At 63.3% G+C, this 24,763-nt stretch carries 20 protein-coding genes; 7 read left to right on the top strand and 13 right to left on the bottom strand.

Going from position 1 to position 24,763, the window contains the following annotated elements; translation table 11 throughout:
- Nucleotides 1-71 precede the first annotated feature (71 nt).
- The 7 genes from gltS to arcD (BGP85_RS24440) all read right to left on the bottom strand — a co-directional run bounded on the left by gltS (nucleotide 72) and on the right by arcD (BGP85_RS24440) (nucleotide 8,194).
- Nucleotides 72-1,277, bottom strand: coding sequence for a sodium/glutamate symporter (gene gltS / locus BGP85_RS24470; protein ID WP_103445532.1), 1,206 nt, complete (start codon nucleotides 1,275-1,277; stop codon nucleotides 72-74).
- A 109-nt stretch (nucleotides 1,278-1,386) separates the two neighbouring features.
- Nucleotides 1,387-2,895: a sigma-54-dependent transcriptional regulator gene (locus tag BGP85_RS24465; RefSeq protein ID WP_103445531.1), complete on the bottom strand. Its 1,509-nt coding sequence runs from the start codon at nucleotides 2,893-2,895 to the stop codon at nucleotides 1,387-1,389.
- A gap of 82 nt (nucleotides 2,896-2,977) precedes the next feature.
- Entirely contained in the window at nucleotides 2,978-3,346 is a 369-nt protein-coding gene (locus tag BGP85_RS24460; protein WP_103445530.1) for a DUF5064 family protein, read from the bottom strand.
- A gap of 55 nt (nucleotides 3,347-3,401) precedes the next feature.
- On the bottom strand, nucleotides 3,402-4,331 hold the full coding sequence (arcC, locus tag BGP85_RS24455) for a carbamate kinase (protein ID WP_103445529.1): 930 nt from the start codon (nucleotides 4,329-4,331) through the stop codon (nucleotides 3,402-3,404).
- Between the two features lie 63 nt (nucleotides 4,332-4,394).
- The gene (locus BGP85_RS24450; RefSeq protein WP_079229571.1) at nucleotides 4,395-5,405 is read right to left on the bottom strand and encodes an ornithine carbamoyltransferase; all 1,011 of its coding nucleotides are present in this window, start codon (nucleotides 5,403-5,405) and stop codon (nucleotides 4,395-4,397) included.
- A 68-nt stretch (nucleotides 5,406-5,473) separates the two neighbouring features.
- Nucleotides 5,474-6,733, bottom strand: a complete 1,260-nt coding sequence (gene arcA / locus BGP85_RS24445) for an arginine deiminase (protein ID WP_103445528.1) — start codon at nucleotides 6,731-6,733, stop codon at nucleotides 5,474-5,476.
- 33 nt (nucleotides 6,734-6,766) lie between these two features.
- Nucleotides 6,767-8,194 carry an arginine-ornithine antiporter gene (gene arcD, locus BGP85_RS24440; RefSeq protein WP_103445527.1) on the bottom strand — a complete coding sequence of 476 codons (1,428 nt, stop codon included), beginning with the start codon at nucleotides 8,192-8,194 and terminating at the stop codon, nucleotides 6,767-6,769.
- A gap of 432 nt (nucleotides 8,195-8,626) precedes the next feature.
- Between arcD (BGP85_RS24440) and arcD (BGP85_RS24430) the strand changes: the two genes are divergently transcribed.
- Nucleotides 8,627-10,054, top strand: coding sequence for an arginine-ornithine antiporter (gene arcD / locus BGP85_RS24430; RefSeq protein ID WP_103445525.1), 1,428 nt, complete (start codon nucleotides 8,627-8,629; stop codon nucleotides 10,052-10,054).
- On the opposite strand, the gene BGP85_RS24425 is transcribed toward arcD (BGP85_RS24430), so the two are convergent.
- The 6 genes from BGP85_RS24425 to gap form a co-directional block, all read right to left on the bottom strand.
- Nucleotides 10,034-10,447 carry a YbaN family protein gene (locus tag BGP85_RS24425; protein WP_103445524.1) on the bottom strand — a complete coding sequence of 138 codons (414 nt, stop codon included), beginning with the start codon at nucleotides 10,445-10,447 and terminating at the stop codon, nucleotides 10,034-10,036. The genes arcD (BGP85_RS24430) and BGP85_RS24425 overlap by 21 nt on opposite strands.
- Nucleotides 10,448-10,500: 53 nt before the next feature.
- Nucleotides 10,501-11,094, bottom strand: a complete 594-nt coding sequence (locus BGP85_RS24420; RefSeq protein WP_103445523.1) for a biliverdin-producing heme oxygenase — start codon at nucleotides 11,092-11,094, stop codon at nucleotides 10,501-10,503.
- Nucleotides 11,095-11,246: 152 nt separating this feature from the next.
- Entirely contained in the window at nucleotides 11,247-13,832 is a 2,586-nt protein-coding gene (locus BGP85_RS24415; protein ID WP_103445522.1) for a TonB-dependent receptor, read from the bottom strand.
- A gap of 125 nt (nucleotides 13,833-13,957) precedes the next feature.
- Complete coding sequence (locus tag BGP85_RS24410; RefSeq protein ID WP_103446227.1) at nucleotides 13,958-14,920, bottom strand: FecR family protein; 963 nt, start codon at nucleotides 14,918-14,920, stop codon at nucleotides 13,958-13,960.
- A gap of 90 nt (nucleotides 14,921-15,010) precedes the next feature.
- The gene (locus BGP85_RS24405) at nucleotides 15,011-15,523 is read right to left on the bottom strand and encodes an RNA polymerase sigma factor (RefSeq protein ID WP_103445521.1); all 513 of its coding nucleotides are present in this window, start codon (nucleotides 15,521-15,523) and stop codon (nucleotides 15,011-15,013) included.
- A 197-nt stretch (nucleotides 15,524-15,720) separates the two neighbouring features.
- A complete protein-coding gene (gene gap, locus BGP85_RS24400) occupies nucleotides 15,721-16,722 on the bottom strand; it encodes a type I glyceraldehyde-3-phosphate dehydrogenase (RefSeq protein ID WP_103445520.1) in 1,002 nt (333 codons plus the stop codon).
- A gap of 265 nt (nucleotides 16,723-16,987) precedes the next feature.
- Between gap and edd the strand changes: the two genes are divergently transcribed.
- From edd to BGP85_RS24370, 6 genes are all read left to right on the top strand, one after another.
- Nucleotides 16,988-18,814 carry a phosphogluconate dehydratase gene (gene edd / locus BGP85_RS24395; protein ID WP_103445519.1) on the top strand — a complete coding sequence of 609 codons (1,827 nt, stop codon included), beginning with the start codon at nucleotides 16,988-16,990 and terminating at the stop codon, nucleotides 18,812-18,814.
- Entirely contained in the window at nucleotides 18,811-19,770 is a 960-nt protein-coding gene (locus BGP85_RS24390; RefSeq protein WP_103445518.1) for a glucokinase, read from the top strand. The genes edd and BGP85_RS24390 overlap by 4 nt, the downstream gene beginning before the upstream one ends.
- Before the next feature lie 67 nt (nucleotides 19,771-19,837).
- Nucleotides 19,838-20,563 carry a two-component system response regulator GltR gene (gene gltR, locus BGP85_RS24385; RefSeq protein WP_103445517.1) on the top strand — a complete coding sequence of 242 codons (726 nt, stop codon included), beginning with the start codon at nucleotides 19,838-19,840 and terminating at the stop codon, nucleotides 20,561-20,563.
- Nucleotides 20,544-21,998 carry an ATP-binding protein gene (locus tag BGP85_RS24380; RefSeq protein ID WP_103445516.1) on the top strand — a complete coding sequence of 485 codons (1,455 nt, stop codon included), beginning with the start codon at nucleotides 20,544-20,546 and terminating at the stop codon, nucleotides 21,996-21,998. The genes gltR and BGP85_RS24380 overlap by 20 nt, the downstream gene beginning before the upstream one ends.
- A gap of 101 nt (nucleotides 21,999-22,099) precedes the next feature.
- Nucleotides 22,100-23,350, top strand: a complete 1,251-nt coding sequence (locus tag BGP85_RS24375) for a D-mannose isomerase (RefSeq protein ID WP_103445515.1) — start codon at nucleotides 22,100-22,102, stop codon at nucleotides 23,348-23,350.
- Nucleotides 23,351-23,454: 104 nt separating this feature from the next.
- Nucleotides 23,455-24,741: an ABC transporter substrate-binding protein gene (locus tag BGP85_RS24370; RefSeq protein WP_103445514.1), complete on the top strand. Its 1,287-nt coding sequence runs from the start codon at nucleotides 23,455-23,457 to the stop codon at nucleotides 24,739-24,741.
- The last annotated feature ends 22 nt before the right edge of the window (nucleotides 24,742-24,763 follow it).

The raw sequence follows: 24,763 nt of genomic DNA, 5'->3' as shown, positions 1-24,763 counted from the left end.
AGAATATTTACTTATACTGTCATATCAAGCGCTGCCCGGGCGGCGCTTGATCTTGGTAAAAAACCTTTTAGTCAACTCCCGGCAAAAAACGGCAGCGCCAGATACAGCTTGATTACGATGACGTTAATGATGTCGATAAAGAACGCGCCCACCATCGGCACCACCAGAAACGCCAGTTGCGAAGGCCCGAAGCGGTGGGTCACGGCCTGCATGTTGGCAATGGCGGTCGGTGTGGCGCCCAGGCCGAACCCGCAGTGGCCTGCCGCCAGTACCGCAGCGTCGTAGGTGCGGCCCATGACCCGGAAGGTGACGAAGATCGCGAACAGTGCCATGAGCAAAGTTTGCGCCGCCAGTATGATCAGGAAGGGCAGGGCCAGTGCTGCCAGGTCCCACAACTTGAGGGACATCAGCGCAATGGCCAGGAACAGCGACAGGCTGACATTGCCCAACACCGACACTTCACGCTCGAACACCTGATACAAGCCCAATGCTGAAAGCCCGTTGCGTAACAGTACGCCCACAAACAGGACGCAGACGAAGGTAGGCAGCTCGAAGGCCGTGCCGAGCAGTTGGCCATTCAAGAGTGTGCCGCCTAGCAGGCTGACGGAAATCAGCGCCAGGGTTTCGATAAACGAAAAGGGCGTGATCAGGCGTTCTTTTTTGGGTTCTTCAAAACCCTTGGGCAAGTGAGGCGCTGTTTGCGCCGCGCCGGGGACCTGCACACGCTTGATCAGCAGGCGGGCAACCGGGCCGCCGATCAGGCCGCCCAGCACCAGGCCGAAGGTGGCGGATGCCAGGGCCAGCTCCGAGGCCGACGCCAGGCCGTACTTCTCGCTGAAGGTGCTGCTCCAGGCTGCGCCGGTGCCGTGGCCGCCGGACAGGGTGATGGAGCCGGTCAGCAGGCCCATCAGCGGGTCCAGCCCCAATGCCGATGCCAGGCCAATGCCCATGGCGTTCTGCACCAGCAGCAGCCCGGTGACCGCGAGCAGGAAAACCCCGACCACACGTCCGCCCTTTTTCAAACTGGCGAAGTCCGCGTTCAGCCCGATGGTGGCGAAAAATGCCAGCATCAATGGTGTCTGCAGTGAAGTATCGAACTGCACTTTCAGGTCGAAACTGCGCAGCGCCAGTAAAACAAGCGCGACGAGCAGCCCACCGGCAACCGGTTCGGGAATGTTGTAGGTTCGCAGGATGGTGACACGTGTGAGCAGCCCGTGCCCCAGCAACAGGACGAGAGAAGCGGCGACCAGAGTGCCGTAGAAGTCGAGTTCCAGCATGAGAGGCGTTCTTTCCAGCAACAGGGATGAACGCCAATTTTCGCAGCAGCGTGCGAGCAAGTATCGGTCGAACCCGTAAGGATCTTCTTAAAAAATGGGGCGTTAAGTCCTAGTTTTTGCCGGGAATTCCGTACTTGCGCAAACGTTGAGCAATGGCCGTATGCGATGTCTGCAAGCGCCCGGCCAGTTGCCGGGTCGAGGGGTAGCTGGCATACAACCGTTGCAGAAGCTCACGCTCGAAGTCCCCCACCGCCTGCTCCAGGCTCGCTACGTCGCCATCCTGCCCACGCGCCACCGAAGTCCCGGCGATGTCCAGGTCATCGATATCCACCTGGTTGCCCTCGCAGATCGCCGCCGCGCGGAAGATCACGTTCTGCAGCTGGCGCACGTTGCCCGGCCACGGGTTGGCCAGTAAAGCCGAATGCGTGGCCGGGGTCAGACGACAAGACGGGCGCTGGATCTGCGTGCAAGCCTGCTGCATGAAGTAGTGCGCCAGCATCAGGATGTCCTGGCCACGATCACGCAGCGGCGGTACCTGCAGGTTGAGCACGTTCAGCCGGTAGAACAGGTCTTCACGGAACGTGCCTTCGGCGACCATGCGTTCCAGGTCGCGGTGGGTGGCGCTGATGATGCGCACATCCACCTTCACCTCGCGGTCGCCACCGACGCGGCGGAAGCTGCCATCGCTGAGAAAACGCAACAGCTTGGCCTGCAGGTACGGCGACATTTCGCCGATCTCGTCGAGAAACACCGTGCCCTGGTTGGCCAGCTCCATCAGCCCCGGCTTGCCGCCGCGTTGGGCGCCGGTGAAGGCGCCGGGTGCGTAGCCGAACAGCTCGCTCTCGGCCAGGCTCTCGGGCAGTGCGGCGCAGTTCAGGGCGAGGAACGGCGCGGTATGGCGGCTGCTGATGGCATGGCAGGCGCGGGCCACCAGTTCCTTGCCGGTACCGGTTTCGCCATGAACCAGCAACGGTGCGTCGAGTGCAGCCACGCGCAGGGCGCGGGCCTTGAGCGTGCGAATCGCTGGCGACTCGCCGAGCAGCGCATCGAAACCCTCGGCATGGTCGTGGTGCAGGGCTGACAGGCGCTCGCCCATGCGGTTGGGCGGATACAAGGTCAGCAGGCCGCCTGCGTTGGTGATCGGCGAGGCGTCCAGCAGCAGGCTCTGGCCGTTGAGCTGCATCTCGCGCATCGGCAGGTGGAAGTTGTTGTCCAGCAAGGCCTGCAGCAGGCCGGGGTCGTTGAACAGCTCACCCACCGAGCGCCCGGCGGACTCGCGGCCGCACAGGGCGATCAGCGCCGGGTTGGCCAGCAGCACCTTGCCGGCGCTGTCGACCGCCAGCACCGGGTCGCTCATGGCCGCCAGCAGGGCGTCGAGCTGCAGATGGCGGCGCTGGCCGGGGAGGATGTCGACCACGTCCACAGATTGTACGCCGCGGACTTCGAACAGGGCGTCGTGGAGCTCTTCGAGTACTGCGGGGCTGAGGGTCGGGGCGTCGATGTAGACGTTCGGCGGGACCATTTCCACGGCGTCCAGGTTGAGGTTGCGGGCACCGAGCAGGGCGAGGACTTCCTGGGTGATGCCGACGCGGTCGATGAAGCTGACGTGGATGCGCATGGGGGACGGTGCAAGTGGTGGCCTGGGAGGTCGGTAGTATGCCTCAACATCGCTGGGGCCGCTTAGCGGCCCCAGGTTCGAATCACTCCAGATGTTCAGGCTTGATCGGGTCGCCCGACTTCACATCGAGTTTTTCGCGGATATCCTTGAACATCCAGTCATAGATCTTGTGCGGCGAACTCAGATTCTCGAACTTCTTCGGTGGCGGCAGGTATGACTGGGCTCTGCGAGACAACTGCATGAGGAAACTGGGGAGCACTTGATCCTTGGCCAGGAAGAACTTTTCTTCCACCGGCTTGCCTTCGATGCTGCCATGCATGTGGAACTGGATGCCTCTGCCTTCCCTGGCGTCGGAGACCGCTTCGTAATCGACCTTGAGGTCGTAACTGTGATCAGCCGGGTTCAGCGCAGTGCGCTCGATATGTACATGACCTGGCTCGTAGGTGGCCATGGCAGACTCCTCTGGACGGTAAAAATGGCGGACCCGGCAGGCCCGCCCACTGCAATCAACGGTAGCTGATACCTGGCTTTTCGGTGCTCACGCGGGTGCCGGCGACGCCTTTGACGATGCCCTCGATATTCTCCAGCGAGCTGATCACCGCCACCTTGCCGGTGTGCCGGGCAAAATCGCAGGCTGCCTGCACCTTCGGCCCCATGGAGCCGGCGGCAAAGCCGAGGCGTTCGAGTTCGTCGGGGTGGGCCTGGGCGATGGCTTTCTGCGTCGGCTTGCCCCAGTCAATGTAGGCGCCATCGACGTCGGTGGCGATTACCAGAAGGTCGGCTTCCAGCTGTTCGGCCAGCAGCGCCGAGCACAGGTCCTTGTCGATCACCGCCTCGATGCCTTTGAGCTTGCGGTTTTCATCGTACATGGTGGGGATGCCACCACCGCCTGCGCAGATCACGATGCTTTTCTTTTCCAGCAGCCACTTGATCGGGCGGATTTCGAAGATGCGCTTCGGTTTCGGGCTGGCGACCACGCGGCGGTACTTGTCGCCGTCGGCCTTGACCACCCAGCCTTTTTCCTTGGCCAGGCGCTCGGCCTCTTCCTTGCTGTAGACCGGGCCGATGAACTTGCTCGGGTCCTTGAAGGCCGGGTCGTTGGCGTCCACTTCCACCTGGGTCAGCAGGGTGGCGAACGGCACTTCGAAGGCCAGCAGATTGCCCAGCTCCTGTTCGATCATGTAGCCGATCATGCCTTCGGTTTCAGCACCGAGCACGTCGAGCGGGTAGGCTTCGTCGGGCTTGTAGGCCATGCCCTGGAGCGACAGCAGGCCGACCTGGGGGCCGTTGCCGTGGGCGATGACCAGTTCGTTGCCGGGGTGAATCTTGGCGATCTGCTCGGTGGCGGTGCGGATATTGGCGCGCTGGTTGTCAGCGGTCATGGGCTCGCCACGGCGCAGCAGGGCGTTGCCGCCCAGTGCAACAACGATACGCATGGGGAATGTCCTTTAACGAAGAGGGAAGGGCGCCGCCCCATGGGCAGGGGCGGCGCGGGCGGCTTACAGGTCAGCCAGGGTCGAAACCAGGATCGCCTTGATGGTGTGCATGCGGTTTTCCGCCTGCTCGAAGGCGATGCACGCCGGCGACTCGAACACGTCATCGGTCACTTCGATACCGTTGGCCAGGTCCGGGTACTGTTCGGCAATCTGCTTGCCGACCTTGGTCTCGGAGTTGTGGAAGGCTGGCAGGCAGTGCATGAACTTGGTCCGTGGGTTGCCGCTGGCTTTCATCAGCTCCTTGTTCACCTGATAGGGCTTGAGCTGCTTGATGCGCTCGCCCCAGGCTTCGATCGGCTCGCCCATCGAGACCCAGACGTCGGTGTGGATGAAGTCGACGCCCTTGACCGCGGCCTTGGGGTCTTCGGTCAGGGTGATGCGTGCGCCACTTTCTTCGGCGTACTTGTGGCAACGCTCGACCAGGTCGTCATGTGGCCACAGCGCCTTGGGCGCGGCGATGCGTACGTCCATGCCGAGCTTGGCGCCGATCAGCAGCAGCGAGTTGCCCATGTTGTTGCGGGCGTCGCCCAAGTAGGCGTAGCTGATGTCGTGCAGAGGCTTGTCGCTGTGCTCTCGCATGGTCAGCACGTCGGCGATCATCTGGGTCGGGTGGTATTCGTCGGTCAGGCCGTTGAACACCGGTACGCCGGCAAACTTGGCCAGCTCTTCGACGATTTCCTGCTTGAAGCCGCGGTACTCGATGGCATCGTACATGCGCCCGAGCACGCGGGCGGTGTCCTTCATGCTTTCCTTGTGGCCGATCTGCGAGGAGTTGGGGTCGATGTAGGTGACGTTGGCGCCCTGGTCATAGGCGGCGACTTCGAAGGCGCAGCGGGTGCGGGTCGAGGTCTTCTCGAAGATCAGGGCGATGTTGTTGCCCTTCAGGTGCTGCTGCTCGGTGCCGGTGTACTTGGCGCGCTTGAGGTCGCGCGACAGGTCCAGCAGGTAGCGCAGCTCGCGGGTGGTGTGGTGTTCGAGGCTGAGCAGGTTGCGGTTGTGAATGTTGAACGCCATGACTTTTCTCCTTGAATTCGGTGATGTCCCGGCCGCCACTTCGTGAGTGCGGCCGGGCGTGATGGGCGTTAGTAGTCGATTGGGTCGCGCACGATCGGGCAGGTCATGCAGTGGCCACCGCCCCGGCCCCGGCCCAGCTCGCCGGCGCTGATGGTGATGACCTCGATGCCGGCCTTGCGCAGCAGGGTGTTGGTGTAGGTGTTGCGGTCGTAGCCGATGACCACGCCTGGCTCGATGGCCACCACGTTGTTGCCGTCATCCCACTGTTCGCGTTCGGCGGCGAAGCTGTTGCCGCCGGTCTCGACCACGCGCAGGCCATCCTTGAGACCAAGCTGTTCGCCGACCACTTCGATGAACGACTTGTTGATGCGGCGCACGTCCATGCCGTAGGGCTTGCTTTCGTCTGGCCGAATGATGAATGGCACGATCTCTTTCACCACTTCCGGGAAGACCGTGATCAGGTCGCGGTCGCAGAAGCTGAACACGGTGTCCAGGTGCATGGCGGCGCGGGACTTCGGCAGGCCGGCGACGATGACTTCCCTGACCGCGCCCTTGGCGAACAAGTTGCGAGCGAGCTGGCCGATGGCCTGGCGAGAGGTACGCTCGCCCATGCCGATCAGCACGATGCCGTTGCCGATTGGCATCACGTCGCCACCTTCGAGGGTGGACGAGCCATGCTCCTTGTCCGGGTCGCCGTACCAGACTTCGAAGTCGGCGTTGGTGAACTCTTTGTGGAACTTGTAAATGGCGGTGGTCAGCAGGGTTTCCTGGCGACGTGCTGGCCAATACATCGGGTTCAGCGTCACGCCTCCGTAGATCCAGCAGGTGGTGTCGCGGGTGAACTGGGTGTTGGGCAGCGGCGGCAGGATGAAGCTGGAGTGGCCCAGGTAGTCGTTGTACATCTTGACCACATCGGCGCCTTCACTCTGCGGCAGGTCCTGACCTGCCACACCGCCGATCAGGAACTCGGCCAGGTGGCGCGGATCGAGGCCTTCGAGCCAGCTGCGCACTTCGTTTTTCAGGCCCACGCCGACGGTGTCATCGGTGATCTTGCGGTCGAGGATCCACTTCAGGGCTTCGGGTTGCTGGACGATGTCGGTCAGCAGGTTGTGCATTTCCAGCACGTCGACGCCGCGCTCGCGCATCTTGGTCACGAAGTCGAAATGGTCACGCTTGGCCTGATCGACCCAGATCACATCGTCAAACAGCAATTCATCACAGTTGCTTGGCGTCAGCCGCTTGTGTGCCAGGCCCGGTGCGCAAACCATTACCTTGCGCAGTTTGCCGGCTTCGGAGTGGACACCGTACTTCTGTTTTTCAGCGGACATGGTTTCATTCCTCCAATTGAACGAGGACGTGGGTCAAAGGGTCAGGAAGCCGTCATACAGGCCGAAGGCTGCCACCAGGGCGCCGATGACCACGGCTGCGAAGATCAGTTTTTCCACGTTGGTGAAGATCGGTTGGCCTACTTCACGCTTGGCCTTGGCGAACAGGATCGCGCCAGGGGCGTAGAGCAGGGCCGAGAGCAGCAGGTATTTCACGCCGCCGGCATACAGCAGCCAGATGGCGTACAGCAGGGCGATGGCGCCGATGAACAGGTCTTTCTTGCGTTCTGCCAGGGCTTGTTCGTAGGTTTCGCTGCGCAGCGCCAGCAGGAAGGCATAAGCCGCCGACCACAAGTAGGGCACCAGGATCATCGAGGTGGCGAGGTAGATCAGCGACAGGTAGGTACTGCTGGAGAACAGGGTGATGACCAGGAAGATCTGCACCATGGCGTTGGTCAGCCACAGGGCGTTGGCCGGCACATGGTTGGCGTTCTCGCGGCGCAGGAACTCCGGCATGGTGTGGTCCTTGGCGGCGGCGAACATGATCTCGGCGCACAGCAGCACCCACGACAGCAGGGCCCCGAGCAGCGAGATGATCAGGCCGACGCTGATCAGCACCGCGCCCCAGTGACCGACCACGTGTTCAAGCACGGCGGCCATCGACGGGTTCTGCAGCTTGGCCAGCTCCGGTTGGGTCATGATGCCCAGCGACAGCACGTTGACCAGTACCAGGAACAGCAGCACGGTGACGAAGCCGATGACCGTGGCCTTGCCCACGTCTGAGCGTTTTTCCGCACGGGACGAGAAGATGCTTGCGCCCTCAATGCCGATGAACACCCACACGGTGACCAGCATCATGTTGCGCACCTGGTTCATCACGCTGCCCAGGTCTGGCGTGCCCACCGCCCAGATGTCGGCGGTGAAGATGTCGAGCTTGAAGGCGAACAGGCAGATCAAGGCGAACAGCACCAGCGGCACGACCTTGGCCACGGTGGTGACCAGGTTGATGAACGCCGCTTCCTTGATGCCGCGCAGTACCAGGAAGTGAACGGCCCAGAGCAGCACCGAGGCACCGATGATCGCCGCCGGGGTGTTGCCTTCTCCGAAGACCGGGAAGAAATAACCGAGGGTGCTGAACAGCAGCACGAAGTAACCAACGTTGCCCAGCCAGGCACTGATCCAGTAGCCCCAGGCTGAAGAAAAGCCCATGTAGTCGCCGAAGCCGGCCTTGGCGTAGGCGTATACGCCGCCGTCCAGGTCAGGCTTGCGGTTGGCCAGGGTCTGGAACACGAACGCCAGGGTCAGCATGCCGACCGCAGTGATCGCCCAGCCAATCAATACCGCCCCAACCCCCGCACTGGCGGCCATGTTTTGCGGCAGCGAGAAGATCCCGCCACCAATCATCGAACCGACTACGAGAGCAACTAACGCGCCGAGTTTTAGTTTTCCGGATGAATCAGACATTTAACAACTCCTGCCAGGAGAAAGTTGACGACAGAATAAATCCGACGCCTGGGCCAAGACCTGACTCAGGTCAGTGCTTGGCGATGCGAGGTAGGAAATTTCCTACGCGCAACTCCTGGAGAGTGCCGACTGCTCAGCTGCAGGCCCTTTGCGCTGGCATCTCCATGTCCTTCTAGAGCAAACGCTCCGTTTGGCCTGCGACTTCTGACGCTAGCCGTTTTTGCCGCGTTCGCAAATTTTTCACAAGAATTTCGAGTTTTATCAGATTCTTTTCCGGTTGCCTGGCAGCTGCTAGTTTTACAGGGAATGTGGCGATAGACATTATGGTTATTAATGCTATAGGTTTAATGGTTTTGGCCATATAAGTAACAGCATTTATATGGTGCCCATGACTGTTGCAAACGCATGACAGCACGTAAAAAAGGAAGCCCCATGAGCGAACCCGGACAAAAGCTGCGACTGGGTGCACTGATTGCACTGGTGGTGGGCTCGATGATTGGTGGCGGCATCTTCTCGCTGCCGCAAAACATGGCCGCCCGTGCCGATGTCGGCGCTGTGCTGATCGGCTGGGCGATCACGGCAGTGGGCATGCTGGCACTGGCCTTCGTGTTCCAGACCCTGGCCAACCGCAAGCCCGAGCTGGACTCGGGGGTATATGCCTATGCCAAGGCCGGCTTCGGCGAGTACATGGGGTTCTCTTCCGCCTGGGGTTACTGGATCAGCGCCTGGCTGGGCAACGTTGGTTACTTCGTGCTGCTGTTCAGCACCCTGGGCTTCTACTTCCCAGTGTTTGGCGAAGGCAACACGCCCATTGCCATCGGCTGTGCCTCGCTGCTGTTGTGGGCGGTGCACTTCCTGGTGCTGCGTGGCATCAAGGAAGCGGCGTTCATCAACCAGGTGACCACCGTGGCCAAGGTGGTGCCATTGCTGATCTTCGTGGTCATCGCCGCCTTTGCCTTCCGTGCCGACATCTTCACCCGTGATATCTGGGGCTTGAGCAATCCACAGTTCGGCAATGTGCTGGACCAGGTGCGCAACATGATGCTGGTCACGGTGTTCGTGTTCATCGGTATCGAGGGCGCCAGTGTGTATTCCGGGCGGGCGCAGCGCCGCTCGGACGTCGGCAAGGCCACGGTGATCGGGTTTCTCGGGGTGCTGGCGCTGCTGGTGCTGGTCAACGTGTTGTCGCTGGGGGTGATGACCCAGCCGGAGCTGGCCGGGTTGCAGAACCCGTCGCTGGCCTCGGTGCTGGAGCATATCGTCGGCCCTTGGGGGGCCTTGCTGATCAGTATTGGCCTGGCGGTATCGCTGCTCGGTGCCTTGCTGTCGTGGGCCCTGCTGTGTGCAGAAATTCTTTACGCCACGGCGCGTGACAAGACCATGCCGCGCTTCCTGGCCAAGGAGAACGCCAACCATGTGCCGGCCAATGCCCTGTGGCTGACCAACTGCATGATCCAGGGCTTCCTGCTGATCACGCTGATTTCAGAAGGTACCTATACCAGCCTGATCTACCTGGCATCGTCGATGATTCTGGTGCCCTATCTGTGGTCGGCGGCCTATGCCGTGCTGCTGGCCTGGCGCGGGGAAAGCTACGAAGGGCAGGCAGGGCTGCGGCGCAAGGACCTGCTGGTGGCCGCGCTGGCGCTGCTGTATGCGGTGTGGCTGCTGTATGCGGGCGGCCTCAAGTACCTGCTGCTGTCGGCACTGCTCTATGCCCCAGGGGTAATCCTCTTTGCCCGGGCCAAGCACGAGCAAGGGCAGACGCTGTTCACCACCTGGGAGAAGCTGATTTTCGCGGCAGTGCTGGCGGGCGCGGCGCTGGCTGCCTACCTGCTGTATTCAGGGCTGTTGAGCTTGTGAGGTAGAGGGGCAGGGCTGTTCAGGGCGAGACCAGATCCACAGGTTGCCCAGGGTCATGCCGGCAATCGCCAGAAACACCGGCCAGTGGTGCTCGAGGAAGACCAGCATCAAGCCTGCGCACAGCAGCATGCTGACGGTGGCACTGACCTTGGCACGACGCTGGATCACCTTGCCGTTGCGCCAGTTGTACAGGATCGGCCCGAACAGGCGATGGTTTTCCAGCCAGGCAGACAGGCGCGGCGAACTGCGCGTCGCGGCCCAGGCGGCCAGCAGGATGAACTCGGTGGTCGGCAGGCCGGGGATGACGATGGCGACCAGGCCTATCCCCAAGCTTACGTAAGCCAGGATGCCATATAGCAGGCGGGACAGTTTCGAGCGGGCGGGTCGGGTCATGGTCTCACTGCAAAAAACGTCCGGCCACCGGAGAGGCGGCCGGTTGATGCGTCTCAGGCCAGCGCGGCATCCGCGGCATAGGCATGCTTGAGCAGTTCGGTGAAGCGCTCGAAGGCGGCAACTGCTGCACGCTCGGCGGCGGCATCTTCCTCGGGCGACAGCTCCAGGCCATCGAGGATACGGGTGAACTGCTTCCAGCCTTCGGCACGGCCACCGGCCGGCTCGCCGAGGTGGCGGGCACCGAAGCTGTCGGACAACTCCAGGGCCACGGCACGCTTGATCAGAAACGCAGCGCCAAGTTTGGAGCCTTCCGAGACGAAGATCCAGCCCATGGCTTCACCCAGGGTCGGATTGTGCAGGGCACCGGGAACGGCGGCCGGGACTTCGGTGTTCAGGTCGGCGAGATCCAGGCGGGCCTGTTCGGCGCGGCAGCGCTCGGCCAGGTCAGGGACGATGGCGATCAGTTGCGGGTCGTTGTACAGGGCCTGCAGTTCGGCCTGGAACAGGTATTGGGCGACGACGAAGCGGGCGAAGCTTTCGCGGCTGTCGAATGGCGCATGGGATTTGACCAGGGCGTCGAGCTCGCTGTGCGGAGCGTGGGTGGCCTGGTTCAGGCGTTGCGAGCGCAGGGCTGGGCGGTCGGTCATGGGCGTGTCCTTGGTAAATGAGGGCGTCTAGTGACAAGACGAAACAGCGGGGCGGGGAGAGTAAAAAAACTTGGGTCTGTCTTGAGTGCTGCAGCGCCTGTGAGATCGCGCGCCGCGCGATCCCACAGGCGCCGCAACGCTATAGCCCTACATCAGATATCCCACACCACATTGACGGCGAAGTTGCGCCCCGGCATGGTCAGGCGGTCGAGGTTGGCCGGCTGGGTCACGCCAGCTTCACCCTGGCCGTCGTAGCCACGCACCGAATCCCACTGCCAGTAGTTCTTGTCGGTCAGGTTGTACAGCCCAGCGTTGACAGTGACGTCGTCGGTCACCTTGTAGAAGCCGCTCAGGTCCAGCACGCCGTAACCCGGAGTGCGGAACTGCGAGCTCTGGCCGTCCGGCGCGAAGAACGTGGTGTCGTCGACACGGGTCTTGCGCTTGACCAAGGTCCAGCTCAGCAGGCCACCATAGTTCGGCTGCTCGTAACCCAGGCCGAACACGCCGGTCAGCGGGTTGACGCTGTTCAGCGGCTGGCCGTTGTCATCGTTGCGGCCATAGGCGTAGGCGATCGAACCCTGGGTGTACAGGCCCTGCGGCGCACCGAAGTGGTCGAGGTTCAGGCGGCCCTTGATCTCGGCGCCCTTGATGGTGGCGTGCTTGATGTTGTTGGCCTGGAACGTGGTTTCCAGGTTGGCCGACTGTACGGCGTCTTCGTCGATGAAGTCGCGGTACTTGTTGTAGAACACCGCCACGTCGAAGTTGCCGGCGTCGAAGTTGCCGCGCAGGCCGGTTTCGTAGCTCTTGCTCTTTTCCGGTTCGAGGCCGGGGTTGCCCTGCACGCTGTAGCCCAGGGTCGGGTTTTCAAAACGCCCGTACATCGACTTTGCCGTCGGGGTACGGAAACCTTCGGCGTACTGGCCGTACCAGGTGTAGTGGTCGTTGAAGGCATAGGTCAGGCCGAACTTGGGCGAGACGCGGTGCCACTTCTTGTCCGAGTCGTCGAGGCTGTTTGGAGCGGTGCCTGAGCCCTGGATACCACGCAGGAACTCCTCGGTGAACTTCGGCTCCATGCGTGTGTAGTCGTAGCGCGCGCCGGGCATGAAGGTCCAGTTGTTCCAGCGGATTTCATCCTGCACGAACAGGCTGTAGGTGTTCACGGTCGGGTCCGGGAAGTCACTAACCAGTGCCTGGGCATCGCTGGTGCTGACCTGGCCGATGACGCGGCAGGTGCCACCGACTGCCAGGCAGGTGCCGGTGCCACTGCGCGAACCGGTGACCTTCTCGTGCTTGAGGGTGGTGCCGTAGGTCAGCAGGTGGTCGGTGGCGCCGACGCTGAAGGCCTTGTCCAGCTGGGCGTCGAACACCCACTGGCGGTCCTTGTAGGTGGTGTCGCGGGTGCGCAGCACGGTGCGGCTGAACGGGAAGTAGACTTCCTCGGTGCTCTGGTCGGTCTTGGCGATCTGGTAGTTCAGGCTCCATTTCACGTGGTCGGCGACCAGCGAATCCAGGCCGAACTCATGGTTGATGCCGAAGCGCTCACGGGTCACGGTGTCGTTGCCGGTGCGGCTGCGGTACATGCCCAGGCCGGTGCCGTTGGTGAACGGGCCACCGACGGCGCTGAGGATGTTCTGGTCGCGGTCATCCTTGTAACGTTCGTAGGTCAACCCCAGGCGGGCATCGTCGGCGTAGTTCCAGCCGAGCTTGGCCAGGACGTTGGTAGTGCGCACGTCTTGCGGATTGGCCTCGGTGCGCGACAGGCCGGTGCCACCATGGCTACCGTAGGATTCGGTTTCGTGACCATTGCGCTGGCTCAGGTGCAGCAGGCCGTCGAAATCGCCGGTGCGGCCAGCCACGGTAGCCGAGGTCAGCCAGCTCTCATCGGCTGAGCTGTAGCCGGTCTTCAGGCGCGCGCCGACGTCCTTGCCTGGCTTGATGATATCGTCCGGGTCGAGGGTGAAGTAGCTTACCGCGCCGCCGATGGCGTTGCTGCCGTACAGCACCGAAGCCGGGCCGCGGAGTATCTCCACGCGCTTGACGATCTCGGGGTCGACGTAGTTGCGCTGGGTCTGGGCGTAAGGGCCGTAGAAGAAGCTGTCGGGGATCGATACGCCGTCAACCTGGGTGAGCACGCGCTCACCGTCGATGCCGCGGATGTTGTAGCCGTTCAGGCCGCTGCGCTGGCCGGTGCCCCCCACCGAGACACCCGGTTCGTATCGCACCAGCTCCTGGATGTTGTTGACGTTCTGCCGGTCCAGTTGCTCACGGGTCTGCACGCTCACGGTGCTTGGCACCTGGCTCACGTCCTGGGCGCTACGGGTGGCGCTGACGGTCATCTGCTGCAGGGCGATGACGTTGCCCGCCGACTGTCGTTCGAGCACCACGTTGCCGTTGCTGATCTTGCGCAAGCCCAGGCCGGTGCCCTGGAGCAGGCGCTTGAGTGCAGCTTCCGGCGCCAGCGAACCCTGTACACCCGGCGATGCCACGCCGTCGGCCAGTTCGGCGCTGAAGCCGACCTGCCAGCCAGTGACCTTGCTGAAGGCATTGATCGCTTCGACCAGCGGCTGCTGGGCGATGCTGAAGCGGTAGTCGCCCATGCGCGGGCTGCTGGCCTGGGCCGGTTCGGCGGCCAGCGCCGGCAGGCTGCAGGCACCGCTGGCGAGCAGAGCCAGTGTCAGCAGCGACAGCTGACCGGTACGGCGGGGAAGGGTGGACGGGCGAGATGGACCTGTGGACATCGAAAGCGCTCCCTGACGCGCGAACTGTTATAGGTGATTACCGTTCTTGTTTTTAAACAAGAATCAGTTGCATTGGCTATAACGAGACGAGCGGGGAGACGCGATCGCGTAAAAAAACTTGTCGCTCAGTTGATGATCACCACGGCGGGTAATTCGTGCAGTTGCGCCGAGGTGATGTGGGCCAGGGCGCGCAGGGTTTCCAACGGCTGATCGAGGCGGTAGTTGCCAGTCACCGCCATGTCGCCGAGGTGGTCGTTGCGGTTGATGATCCAGCCAGGGTAATAGCGGCGCACTTCGGCCAGCACCTGGCTCAACGGGCAGTTCTCGAACACCAGGCGGCCGTCGACCCAGGCCAGGTCCCTGTGCATGTCCGGGCGCTGGCGCTGGCCGAAACCCTGCGGGCCGACACTGATGCTGTCGCCGGCACTGAGGCGGATGCGCTGGTCGAGTGCCCCCTGCAGGTCGACGTCGCCGCGCTGCACGCGAACCTGTGCCTCGCCGTCGAGGTAGCGCACGGCAAAATCGGTGTCGCGTACCTGTGCACGCACGGGGCCTGCCTGCACTTCCAGCGGCAGCTGGGCGCCACCGGGCACCTGGAAGTACGCCTCGCCTTGTAGCAGGCGTGCGACCTGGCGGCCGCCCTGCTGGTCGCTGGCGAAGGCGGAATTGGTGTTGAGCAGGACCTTGGCGCCGTTATCCAGCTCCAGACGCTGGCGTTCACCGACCACGGTCAGGTGGTCGGCCTGCAGGCGCACCGGCAGGTTGCCGAAGGTGAACAGCCCCACCAACAGCACGGCGGCGGTCGCCAGTGGCTTCCAGTGCGCGCGCAGGCGGCCGCGCAGCGAGCGGCGCTGGTGCTGGTGCATGTGCATGGCGGCCTGGCGCAGCGGGGTGCCGTTCCACAAGGCTTCAGCCTCGACATAGGCCTCGGCGTTTTCCGGAGCTGCGCTGAGCCATTGCTCGAAGGCGAGGGTGTCGGCTTCGCTGGCGCACTGCAGGCGAACGAGCCAGTCCAGCGCCTCGTCCAGCGCACGGGCGCGGGCGTCGGGCCCGGTGGCTGGCGGGCGAGTGACGGGGCTGTCGGTCACGGTGGGTCCTTGCAGGTATTTTTGCGAATGATCAAGGCTTGGGCGAAGCATGGCAAGCGCCATGCAGCATTCGGCACGCCTGCGGTCGGCTCATTTGAGACGGTCGGCCACGCCCATGCAGATGGCCATGATCAGTTTCAGTTCCTTCTGTACCGTGCTGGCCGAGACCTGCAGTTGCTCGGCAATTTCCAGGTAGCTGGCGCCGTGCAGGCGGCTGAGGATGAAAATGCGCTGCTGGCGCTCGGTCAGCTGGTTGAGGCTGACGCTCAGGTGCTTGAGCAGTTGTTCGGCGTGGGCGGCGTCCTCACTGCTACCCAGCGGGGAGGCGACATTGTGCAGCACCTCGTCGGGCACATCGTCGACCAGCATGCGCGACTGCACCCGCCGCGTGCGCAGGTGGTCCAGGGCGAGGTTGCGGGCGGTCTGGAACACGAAGGGCTCGAGGTGTTCGATGGGCCGCTCGCCCAAGGCGCGGGACACCCGCAGGTAGGTTTCCTGCAGCAGGTCCTCGGCGGTGTTGGGGTTGCCTACCATGCGTTGCAGGGTGCGCAGCAGGGAAAGGCGCTGGACGAGGAAGACGGAGTTGAACCGGGACTGACTCACGGGGTGACCTGGCCGACGAAAGGTTAATGATAATGCTTATCATCTCGTAGTCAGGTCAAGCCTGGATTTGTTAGAAAAAGGTAAAGATTGTATGGGGGCGGGGTGTTCGACTTGGGATTCTCAGCGCTTATGAGACCGAGCGCCGCCCGCGCAGCGCTCGGTCTCATAAGCGGCAAAAATCTCCAGTCAGGAGCCCTTCAGCGCGCGCTGGCCAATGCCAGACAGTTATCCAGCATCCGGTTGGAGAACCCCCACTCGTTGTCATACCAAGCCAGCACCTTGAGCATCCTCCCGTTGGCGCGGGTATGGTTGGCATCGAAGATCGACGACAGCGGGTTGTGGTTGAAGTCGCACGACACCAGCGGCAGGGCGTTGTAACCGAGCACCTTGGAGTGCCGGCTGGCTTCGAGGAACAGCTGGTTGACCTGCTCGGCGGTGGCCTCGCGCTTGAGGTTGACGGTCAAGTCGACCAGCGACACGTTGATCACCGGCACCCGCACCGCCATGCCGGTGAGCTTGCCGGCCAGTTCCGGCAGCACCAGGCCCACGGCTTCGGCGGCGCCGGTCTTGCTCGGGATCATCGACTGGGTGGCCGAGCGGGCGCGGTATGGGTCGCTGTGATAGACGTCGGTCAGCACCTGGTCGTTGGTGTAGGCGTGGATGGTGGTCATCAGCCCCTGTTCGATGCCGAACTCGCGGTGCAGCACCTGGGCGATCGGCGCCAGGCAGTTGGTGGTGCACGAGGCGTTGGAGATGACCTGGTGCGAAGCCCGCAGGATATCGTGGTTGACCCCGTACACCACGGTGGCATCGACGCCCTTGCCCGGCGCCGAGACGATCACCTTGCCGGCGCCCGCAGCCAGGTGCGCGGCGGCCTTGGCACGGTCGGTGAACAGCCCGGTGCATTCGAACACCACGTCGATCGCTTCGGCCTTCCAGGGCAGTTCGGCCGGGTTGCGGATGGCACTGACCGCGATACGGTCACCATTGACCGTCAGGCTTTCATGGTCGGCCTCGACCAGCGCATCGAATGTGCCGTGGACGCTGTCATATTTGAGCAGGTGGGCGTTCATCGCGCTGTCACCCAGGTCGTTGATGGCGACGACCTGCAGGTCCTGGCGGTAGCCTTGGGTATACAGTGCGCGCAGGACATTGCGCCCGATGCGGCCGAATCCATTGATGGCGATACGTAGGGTCATGGCAGTACCTCTGGCGGTCCGAGTGAAACCTGTGGCAAAAAGGCGGTTCACTGAAACGGTTTTGTTGTTGGAATTACAAGATTATTCACTCGAAGATAGAAAACAAGCCTTTTTGATGGCAGTATTTTGTTTAAACATACAACGAGTGGTTGGGCACAGTGCCTCCCCCGATATCGCGAGCCCCTCTACCTTGAGCCTAGGCCGCAATCGTTTGGAGGGTAAATGCCCGGTAAACCGCCCTTACAATTAGCCTGGAGTCCAGTACATGCATCCGCGCATCCTTGAGGTCACCCAGCGGCTGATCGAACGCAGCCGAGCCACCCGCGAACGCTACCTGCAGCTGATTCGTGGCGCGGCCAGTGACGGGCCCATGCGTGCCAGCCTGCAGTGCGCCAACTTCGCCCATGGCGTGGCCGGTTGCGGTGCCGAGGACAAGCAGACCCTGCGGTTGATGAACGCGGCCAACGTCGCCATCGTCTCGTCCTACAACGACATGCTCTCGGCGCACCAGCCGTACCTGCATTTCCCTGACCAGATCAAGCAGGCCCTGCGCGAGGTCGGCTCGGTCGGCCAGTTCGCCGGTGGCGTGCCGGCAATGTGCGACGGCGTGACCCAAGGCGAGCCAGGCATGGAGCTGGCCATTGCCAGCCGCGAAGTGATCGCTATGTCCACTGCGGTAGCGCTGTCGCACAACATGTTCGACGCTGCGCTGATGCTCGGCATCTGCGACAAGATCGTCCCCGGGCTGATGATGGGCGCGCTGCGCTTCGGCCACTTGCCGACCATCTTCGTGCCGGGCGGGCCGATGGTTTCCGGTATTTCCAACAAGCAGAAGGCTGACGTGCGCCAGCGCTATGCCGAAGGCAAGGCCAGCCGCGAGGAGCTGCTGGAATCGGAAATGAAGTCCTACCACAGCCCCGGCACCTGTACCTTCTACGGCACCGCCAACACCAACCAGCTGGTGATGGAAGTCATGGGCCTGCACCTGCCAGGCGCCTCGTTCGTCAACCCGTACACCCCGCTGCGCGATGCCCTGACCGCCGAGGCAGCGCAACAGGTCACGCGCATGACCAAGGCCAGCGGCAGCTTCATGCCGCTGGGCGAGATCGTCGACGAGAAAGCGCTGGTCAACTCCATCGTCGCCTTGCACGCCACCGGCGGCTCGACCAACCACACCCTGCACATCCCGGCGATCGCCCAGGCGGCCGGCATCCAGCTGACCTGGCAAGACATGGCCGACCTGTCCGAGGTGGTGCCGACCCTGTCCCACGTCTACCCCAACGGCAAGGCCGACATCAACCACTTCCAGGCCGCTGGCGGCATGGCCTTCCTGATCCGTGAACTGCTCGATGCCGGCCTGTTGCACGAAGACGTCAACACCGTGGCTGGCCACGGCCTGCGCCGCTACACCCAGGAGCCGTTCCTCGACAACGGCAAGCTGGTGTGGCGCGAAGGGCCGCAGCAGAGCCTGGACGAGAGCATCCTGCGCCCGGTGGCACGGCCGTTCTCGGCCGAAGGTGGCCTGCGGGTGATGGAAGGCAACCTGGGCCGAGGCGTGATGAAGGTTTCGGCAGTAGCGCCTGAGCATCAGGTGGTCGAAGCGCCGGCACGGGTGTTCCATGACCAGCAGTCGCTGGCCGATGCCTTCAAGGCCGGTGAACTGGAGTGCGATTTCGTTGCCGTGGTGCGCTTCCAGGGCCCGCGCTGCAACGGCATGCCCGAGCTGCACAAGCTGACGCCGTTCCTCGGCGTGCTGCAGGACCGTGGCTACAAGGTTGCGCTGGTGACCGACGGGCGTATGTCGGGCGCCTCGGGCAAGATCCCGGCGGCCATCCACGTTTGCCCCGAGGCGTTCGATGGTGGCCCGCTGGCACGCGTGCGCGATGGTGATATCGTGCGGGTCGATGGTGTCGAAGGCACGCTGCGGGTGATGGTGTCGGCAGAAGAGCTGGCCGGTCGTGACCTGCCGCCCGCGCCTCAGGGCAACGACCTGGGCTGCGGCCGTGAGCTGTTCGGCTTCATGCGCATGGCATTCAGCCCGGCAGAGCAGGGCGCGAGCGCCTTTACCTCGGCTCTGGAGAACCTCAAATGAAGGACCTGCTGGTTGGCGACATCGGTGGCACCAATGCCCGCTTTGCGTTGTGGCGTGACAACCAGCTGTACCAGGTGAAGGTCTTCGCCACGGCGGATTACACCAGCCCGGAGCAGGCCATCGAGGCTTACCTGCAAGGCCACGGCATTGCCCGTGGTGGCCTCGCGGGGGTGTGCCTGGCGGTGGCCGGGCCGGTGGATGGCGATGAATTCCGCTTTACCAACAACCACTGGCGGCTCAGCCACAAGGCGTTCTGCCAGACCTTGCAGGTCGAGCGGCTGCTGCTGATCAACGACTTTTCTGCCCAGGCCCTGGGCATGACCCGCCTGCAACCCGGTGAGTACCGTGAGGTCTGCCCAGGCAAGGCAGACCCGGCGCGGCCCGCGCTGGTGATCGGCCCGGGCACCGGCCTGGGGGTCGGCAGCCTGTTGCGCCTGGGCGAGCAGCACTGGCAGGCGCTGCCGGGTGAAGGCGGGCATGTCGACTTGCCGGTGGGCAACGCCCGCGAGGCGGCGATCCATCAGCAGCTGCACAGCCAGATCGGCCACGTCAGCGCCGAGACCGTGCTGAGCGGTGGTGGCCTGGTGCGTTTGTATCAGGCCCTGTGCGCACTGGATGGCGACACGCCCCGACACACAACGCCTGCGCAGATCACCGATGCGGCGCTGGGCGGCGAGCCACGGGCGCTGGCGGTGATCGAGCAGTTCTGCCGCTTCCTCGGGCGTGTGGCCGGTAACAATGTCCTGACCCTGGGCGCGCGCGGCGGGGTCTATATTGTCGGCGGCGTGATCCCGCGCTTTGCCGAGCTGTTCCTGCGTAGCGGATTTGCCGCCAGCTTTGCCGACAAGGGCTGCATGAGTGGTTATTTTGCAGGTGTGCCGGTTTGGCTGGTAACTGCCGAGTTCTCTGGCTTGCTCGGAGCCGGGGTGGCACTGCAGCAAACCCTGGATCACTGATACGCTCGATCGGCTGCACCGCGACAGCAGGCGAGAAAGACCTGCAACAACAAGAGGGCGGGATACCTTGAGCACTGCCGGAAAGTCCATCCTGATGGTCGATGACGATCAGGAAATTCGTGAATTGCTGCAAACCTACCTGAGCCGTGCCGGCTTCCAGGTCCACGCCGAAGCCGATGGCCAGGGTTTTCGTCGCGCCTTGGAAAACGCTCCCTGCGACCTGGTGATCCTCGACGTCATGTTGCCCGACGAAGATGGCTTCAGCCTGTGCCGCTGGGTGCGCCAGCACCCGCGCCAGTCACGGGTACCGATCATCATGCTGACCGCCAGCTCCGATGAAGCCGACCGCGTCATCGGCCTGGAGCTGGGCGCCGATGACTACCTGGGCAAGCCATTCAGCCCACGTGAATTGCAGGCGCGGATCAAGGCCCTGTTGCGCCGCAGTGAGTTCGGCCAAGCCGCCCCTGTCAGTGTCGTGTTGGCTTTCGACGACTGGCGTCTGGATACCGTCAGCCATCGGCTGTTCCACCGCGATGGTGAAGAGGTGATTCTGTCCGGTGCCGACTTCGCCTTGCTCAAGCTGTTTCTCGATCACCCTCAACAGATCCTCGACCGCGACACCATCGGCAACGCCACCCGAGGCCGCGAGCCGATGCCGCTGGATCGCATCGTCGACATGGCGGTCAGCCGCCTGCGCCAGCGCCTGCGCGACACCGAAAAGCCTGCGCGGCTGATCCGCACCGTGCGTGGCAGTGGTTACCTGCTGGCTGCCCATGTCTGCTGCGCTTCCTGAGCGGCGCTGGCGCCTGCTACCGCGCTCGCTGCTGGGGCGCATGCTGCTGCTGACCTTGCTCGTGGTGCTGTTGGCTCAGGGCCTGTCGAGCCTGATCTGGGTCGCCCAGCTGCGTGCCAGCCAGCTGCAGGGCCTGCGCGCCAGTGCCGGCAGCCTGGCCCATTCCATGAGCGCCAGCGTCAGCTACTTCCGCTCGCTGCCGGTGGCCTATCGGCCGATGGTGCTCGATCAGTTGCGCAGCATGGGCGGCACGCGCTTCTTCGTGTCGCTCAACGACAAGCCGCTGGACATGCCGGTGTTGCCCATCACGCCACGCAAGCAGGCGGTGATCGACGTGTTCCAGGACGTGCTTCACGAGCGGCTTGGCGAACAGATGGAGATCTCCGTCGAGTTCGTCGCCCCCGATGACCTGCGCATCTTCAACAGTGGCCTGAAGCTCGATGAGCTGCCGCGCTCGTGGGCGCATTACTCGCTGACCCTGGAGCCGCTCAACCCGCCAGTGCTGGTGACCCAGATCCGCCTGGACCAGGGCGAATGGCTGTACATCGCCTCCTTGCTGCCCGAACCCTACACCAGCCTCGAAACCGAACGCCTGCCGCGTCAGCAGATCGGCTTCATCGTCCTGACCACCGTCTTGCTGCTGCTGTTCATCGGCTTGCTGGTGCACTGGCAGAGCTGGCCGCTCAAGCGCCTGGCACGCGCCGCGCGCGAACTGTCGTTGGGCGCCGATGTGGCACCGGTGGCCGAAGGCGGCGGCAGCGAGGTGGTCGAAGTGGGGCGTGCGTTCAACAGCATGCGCGAGCGCATCAGCCGTTACCTGACCGAGCGCTCGCAGTTGTTCAGCGCCATTTCCCACGACCTGCGCACGCCGATCACGCGCTTGCGCCTGCGCGTAGAGCTGCTCGAGGACGAGCGGTTGCAGGCCAAGTTCAGCCAGGACCTCGACGAGCTGGAGCTGCTGGTCAAAGGGGCTCTGCAGTGCGTGAAGGACACTGACATCCACGAGAACATCGAGCCGATAGACCTCAATCAGGTGCTGGAGATTCTCGCCGAGCCATATCTGGGTGACGGCCGTATCACCGTCGAAGGGCAAGCCATGTCGCCATACCCGGGCAAGCCGCTGGCACTGCGCCGTTGTATCGGCAATCTGATCGACAATGCCATCAAGTATGGCGAGCGGGCACACCTGCGGATCATCGACAGCGCCGAGGGCTTCGTGCTGCAAGTGGATGACCAGGGGCCCGGCGTGCCGCAGCAGCAGATGGAGCAGGTGTTCGAGCCGCATTTTCGCCTGGCCGGCAAGCAGCAGGGCTACGGCCTGGGCTTGGGCATCGCACGTAATATCGCCCACAGTCACGGCGGCGAGGTGAGCTTGCTCAACCTGCGCGAAGGCGGTTTGCGGGTGACGCTGTATCTGCCAAGAGGCATGGATTGAGGCGTGTCACCGACTGGTGACACAACCACAGTCCTTCGTGACATCCCGGCCAGGACGGCTGGCTAGACTTCGCAGACGACTGGCAAGGAACGCGCAGGCCCATGAAGCACATCGATCTCCCGTTCGGCAGCTGGCTGGATTCACCGGTTCATGCTGCCTGGCTCATGGCAGAAGGGCAGTGCCTGCTGGCCTTCGCCAAGGCATCGAAGTTGCCAGCCGGCTTCGGCAACCTCGATGCGTCGGGCAACCTCGCGCCGGGTGCCATCGCCGAAACCATGAACACCGCACGCATGACCCATTGCTTCGCCCTCGCGCACATCCAGGGTGTGCCTGGCTGCCAGGCTTACGCCGAGCATGGAGTCGCGGCCTTGCGCGGGGCGTTGCGCGATGCCAGCTACGATGGCTGGTTCGCGCACCCCGAAGGCCTCTACGACAGTGGCAAGGCTGCCTACCTGCATGCATTCGTCGCGCTGGCCGCCAGTTCCGCCAAGGTGGCCGGGATGGCCGGTGCTGAGCAGTTGCTGGAGGACGCCGTAGGGGTAATCGATGCGCACTTCTGGTGCGAGCAGGAGGGCGCCCTGCGTGAAACCTTCTCCCGCGCCTGGCAGCTGCCTGAAGCCTACCGTGGCGCCAACAGCAACATGCACGCTACCGAGGCGTTCCTGGCCCTGGCCGATGCCACCGGCAACACACTGTGGCTGCAACGGGCGTTGCGCATTGCCGAACGCATCATCCACACCCATGCCGCTGCCAACGGCCATCGGGTCATCGAGCATTTCGACGCGTTCTGGCAGCCAGTGCCGCACTATAACCTGGAGCATCCGGCCGACCACTTCCGCCCTTACGGCACAACGCCGGGGCATGCCATGGAATGGGCACGCCTGCTGCTGCACCTGGAGGCCAGCCTGCACTTGGCTGGTCTCCCTGTACCCGATTGGCTGCTGGCCTGCGCCCGTGGCCTGTTCGACAGCGCCTGTCGTCACGCCTGGCATGCCGATGGCGAACCTGGCTTCGTCTACACCCTGGACTGGGACAACCGCCCTGTGGTCAGACAGCGCCTGCACTGGGTGCATGCCGAGGCGAGCGCTGCCGCCGCCGCGCTGTTGCGCAGAACCGGCGAAGCCAATTATGAGAAGTGGTACCACTGTTTCTGGGGGTTCATCGACAACCATTTCATCGACCGTGCCGGCGGCAGCTGGCACCACGAACTCGATGCGAACAATCGCCCTGCCGGCACCATCTGGCCGGGCAAGCCGGACCTGTATCACGCGTATCAGGCGGTTCTGCTGCCGGTTTTACCCCTGGCACCCAGCCTGGCAACGGCAATTTCGCGTTATGTAACCAAACGATGACATTCGCGCATCGCTTCGTTACCTGGCGAGGCGGGCGCGCTGATTAGACTCCATGCAATGCAAGCGATCGACTTGCCCGGCATAACAACAAGAAAGGTACTCCGATGAATTCGACTCTCCGCCTCGCTGCCGCGATCTCCCTCGCCTCGCTCTTGCCGCTCAGTGCCTCCGCCGCCGAATCCAAAGGCAGCGTCGAAGTGGTGCACTGGTGGACCTCCGGTGGCGAAAAAGCCGCTGTGGATGTGCTCAAGGCCCAGGTCGAGAAAGACGGCTTCACCTGGAAGGACGGCGCTGTCGCAGGTGGCGGTGGTGCCACGGCCATGACCGTGCTCAAGAGCCGCGCAGTAGCCGGCAATCCGCCTGGTGTCGCGCAGATCAAGGGGCCGGACATCCAGGACTGGGCCGCTACCGGGCTGCTCGACGCCGATGTGCTCAAGGACGTCGCCAAGGAAGAAAAGTGGGATTCGCTGCTCGACAAGAAGGTCGCCGACACCGTGAAGTACGACGGTGACTATGTCGCGGTGCCGGTCAACATCCACCGCATCAACTGGTTGTGGATCAACCCTGAGGTATTCAAGAAGGCCGGCATCGACAAGGCACCGACCACCCTCGACGAATTCTACGCCGCTGCCGACAAGCTCAAGGCTGCCGGTTTCATTCCTCTCGCCCATGGCGGCCAGCCCTGGCAGGACAGCACGGTCTTCGAGAGCGTGGTGTTGGCGGTGATGGGGGTGGAGGGTTACAAGAAAGCGTTGGTCGAGTTGGATGAGAAAGCCCTGACCGGCCCCGAGATGGTCAAGTCGCTCGCCGAACTCAAGAAAGTCGCCACCTATATGGATCCTGACGGCAAGGGCCAGGACTGGAACCTCGAAGCGGCCAAAGTCATCAACGGCAAGGCCGGCATGCAGATCATGGGCGACTGGGCCAAGAGCGAGTGGACCCTGGCGAAGAAGACCGCCGGCAAGGATTACCAGTGCGTGCCGTTCCCCGGCACGGACAAGGCATTCCTGTACAACATCGACTCGCTGGTGGTGTTCAAGCAGAACGACAAGGGCACTGCCGCCGGGCAGCAGGACATCGCCCGCAAGGTGTTGGGTGAAGACTTCCAGAAGGTCTTCAGTATCAACAAGGGCTCGATCCCGGTGCGCAACGACATGCTTGCCGACATGGGCAAGTACGGCTTCGACGCCTGTGCCCAGACCTCCGCCAAGGACTTCCTCGCCGACGCCAAGAGCGGCGGCCTGCAGCCGAGCATGGCGCACAACATGGCCACCACGCTGGCCGTGCAGGGCGCCTTCTTCGATGTGGTAACCAACTACATCAATGACCCCAAGGCCGACCCGGCCGATGCGGCGAAGAAGCTGGCGGCGGCGATCAAGGCGGCCAAGTAAGCCATTCGCGGGCATGCCCGCT

Source organism: Pseudomonas putida (assembly GCF_002906855.1).
GTDB lineage: Bacteria > Pseudomonadota > Gammaproteobacteria > Pseudomonadales > Pseudomonadaceae > Aquipseudomonas > Aquipseudomonas putida_N.
Note: the sequence above shows the minus strand (reverse complement) of the source record. Positions and strands in the feature narration are given on the sequence as shown.

Coding starts and splice junctions, on each gene's coding strand:
- gltS (WP_103445532.1), bottom strand. CDS start 1,277: ATGCTGGAACTCGACTTCTACGGCACTCTGGTCGCCGCTTCTCTCGTC.
- BGP85_RS24465 (WP_103445531.1), bottom strand. CDS start 2,895: ATGCGCATCCACGTCAGCTTCATCGACCGCGTCGGCATCACCCAGGAA.
- BGP85_RS24370 (WP_103445514.1), top strand. CDS start 23,455: ATGAATTCGACTCTCCGCCTCGCTGCCGCGATCTCCCTCGCCTCGCTC.
- BGP85_RS24460 (WP_103445530.1), bottom strand. CDS start 3,346: ATGGCCACCTACGAGCCAGGTCATGTACATATCGAGCGCACTGCGCTG.
- BGP85_RS24390 (WP_103445518.1), top strand. CDS start 18,811: ATGAAGGACCTGCTGGTTGGCGACATCGGTGGCACCAATGCCCGCTTT.
- BGP85_RS24415 (WP_103445522.1), bottom strand. CDS start 13,832: ATGTCCACAGGTCCATCTCGCCCGTCCACCCTTCCCCGCCGTACCGGT.
- BGP85_RS24420 (WP_103445523.1), bottom strand. CDS start 11,094: ATGACCGACCGCCCAGCCCTGCGCTCGCAACGCCTGAACCAGGCCACC.
- BGP85_RS24375 (WP_103445515.1), top strand. CDS start 22,100: ATGAAGCACATCGATCTCCCGTTCGGCAGCTGGCTGGATTCACCGGTT.
- arcD (WP_103445527.1), bottom strand. CDS start 8,194: ATGTCTGATTCATCCGGAAAACTAAAACTCGGCGCGTTAGTTGCTCTC.
- arcD (WP_103445525.1), top strand. CDS start 8,627: ATGAGCGAACCCGGACAAAAGCTGCGACTGGGTGCACTGATTGCACTG.
- arcA (WP_103445528.1), bottom strand. CDS start 6,733: ATGTCCGCTGAAAAACAGAAGTACGGTGTCCACTCCGAAGCCGGCAAA.
- BGP85_RS24450 (WP_079229571.1), bottom strand. CDS start 5,405: ATGGCGTTCAACATTCACAACCGCAACCTGCTCAGCCTCGAACACCAC.
- BGP85_RS24425 (WP_103445524.1), bottom strand. CDS start 10,447: ATGACCCGACCCGCCCGCTCGAAACTGTCCCGCCTGCTATATGGCATC.
- arcC (WP_103445529.1), bottom strand. CDS start 4,331: ATGCGTATCGTTGTTGCACTGGGCGGCAACGCCCTGCTGCGCCGTGGC.
- gap (WP_103445520.1), bottom strand. CDS start 16,722: ATGACCCTACGTATCGCCATCAATGGATTCGGCCGCATCGGGCGCAAT.
- BGP85_RS24380 (WP_103445516.1), top strand. CDS start 20,544: ATGTCTGCTGCGCTTCCTGAGCGGCGCTGGCGCCTGCTACCGCGCTCG.
- edd (WP_103445519.1), top strand. CDS start 16,988: ATGCATCCGCGCATCCTTGAGGTCACCCAGCGGCTGATCGAACGCAGC.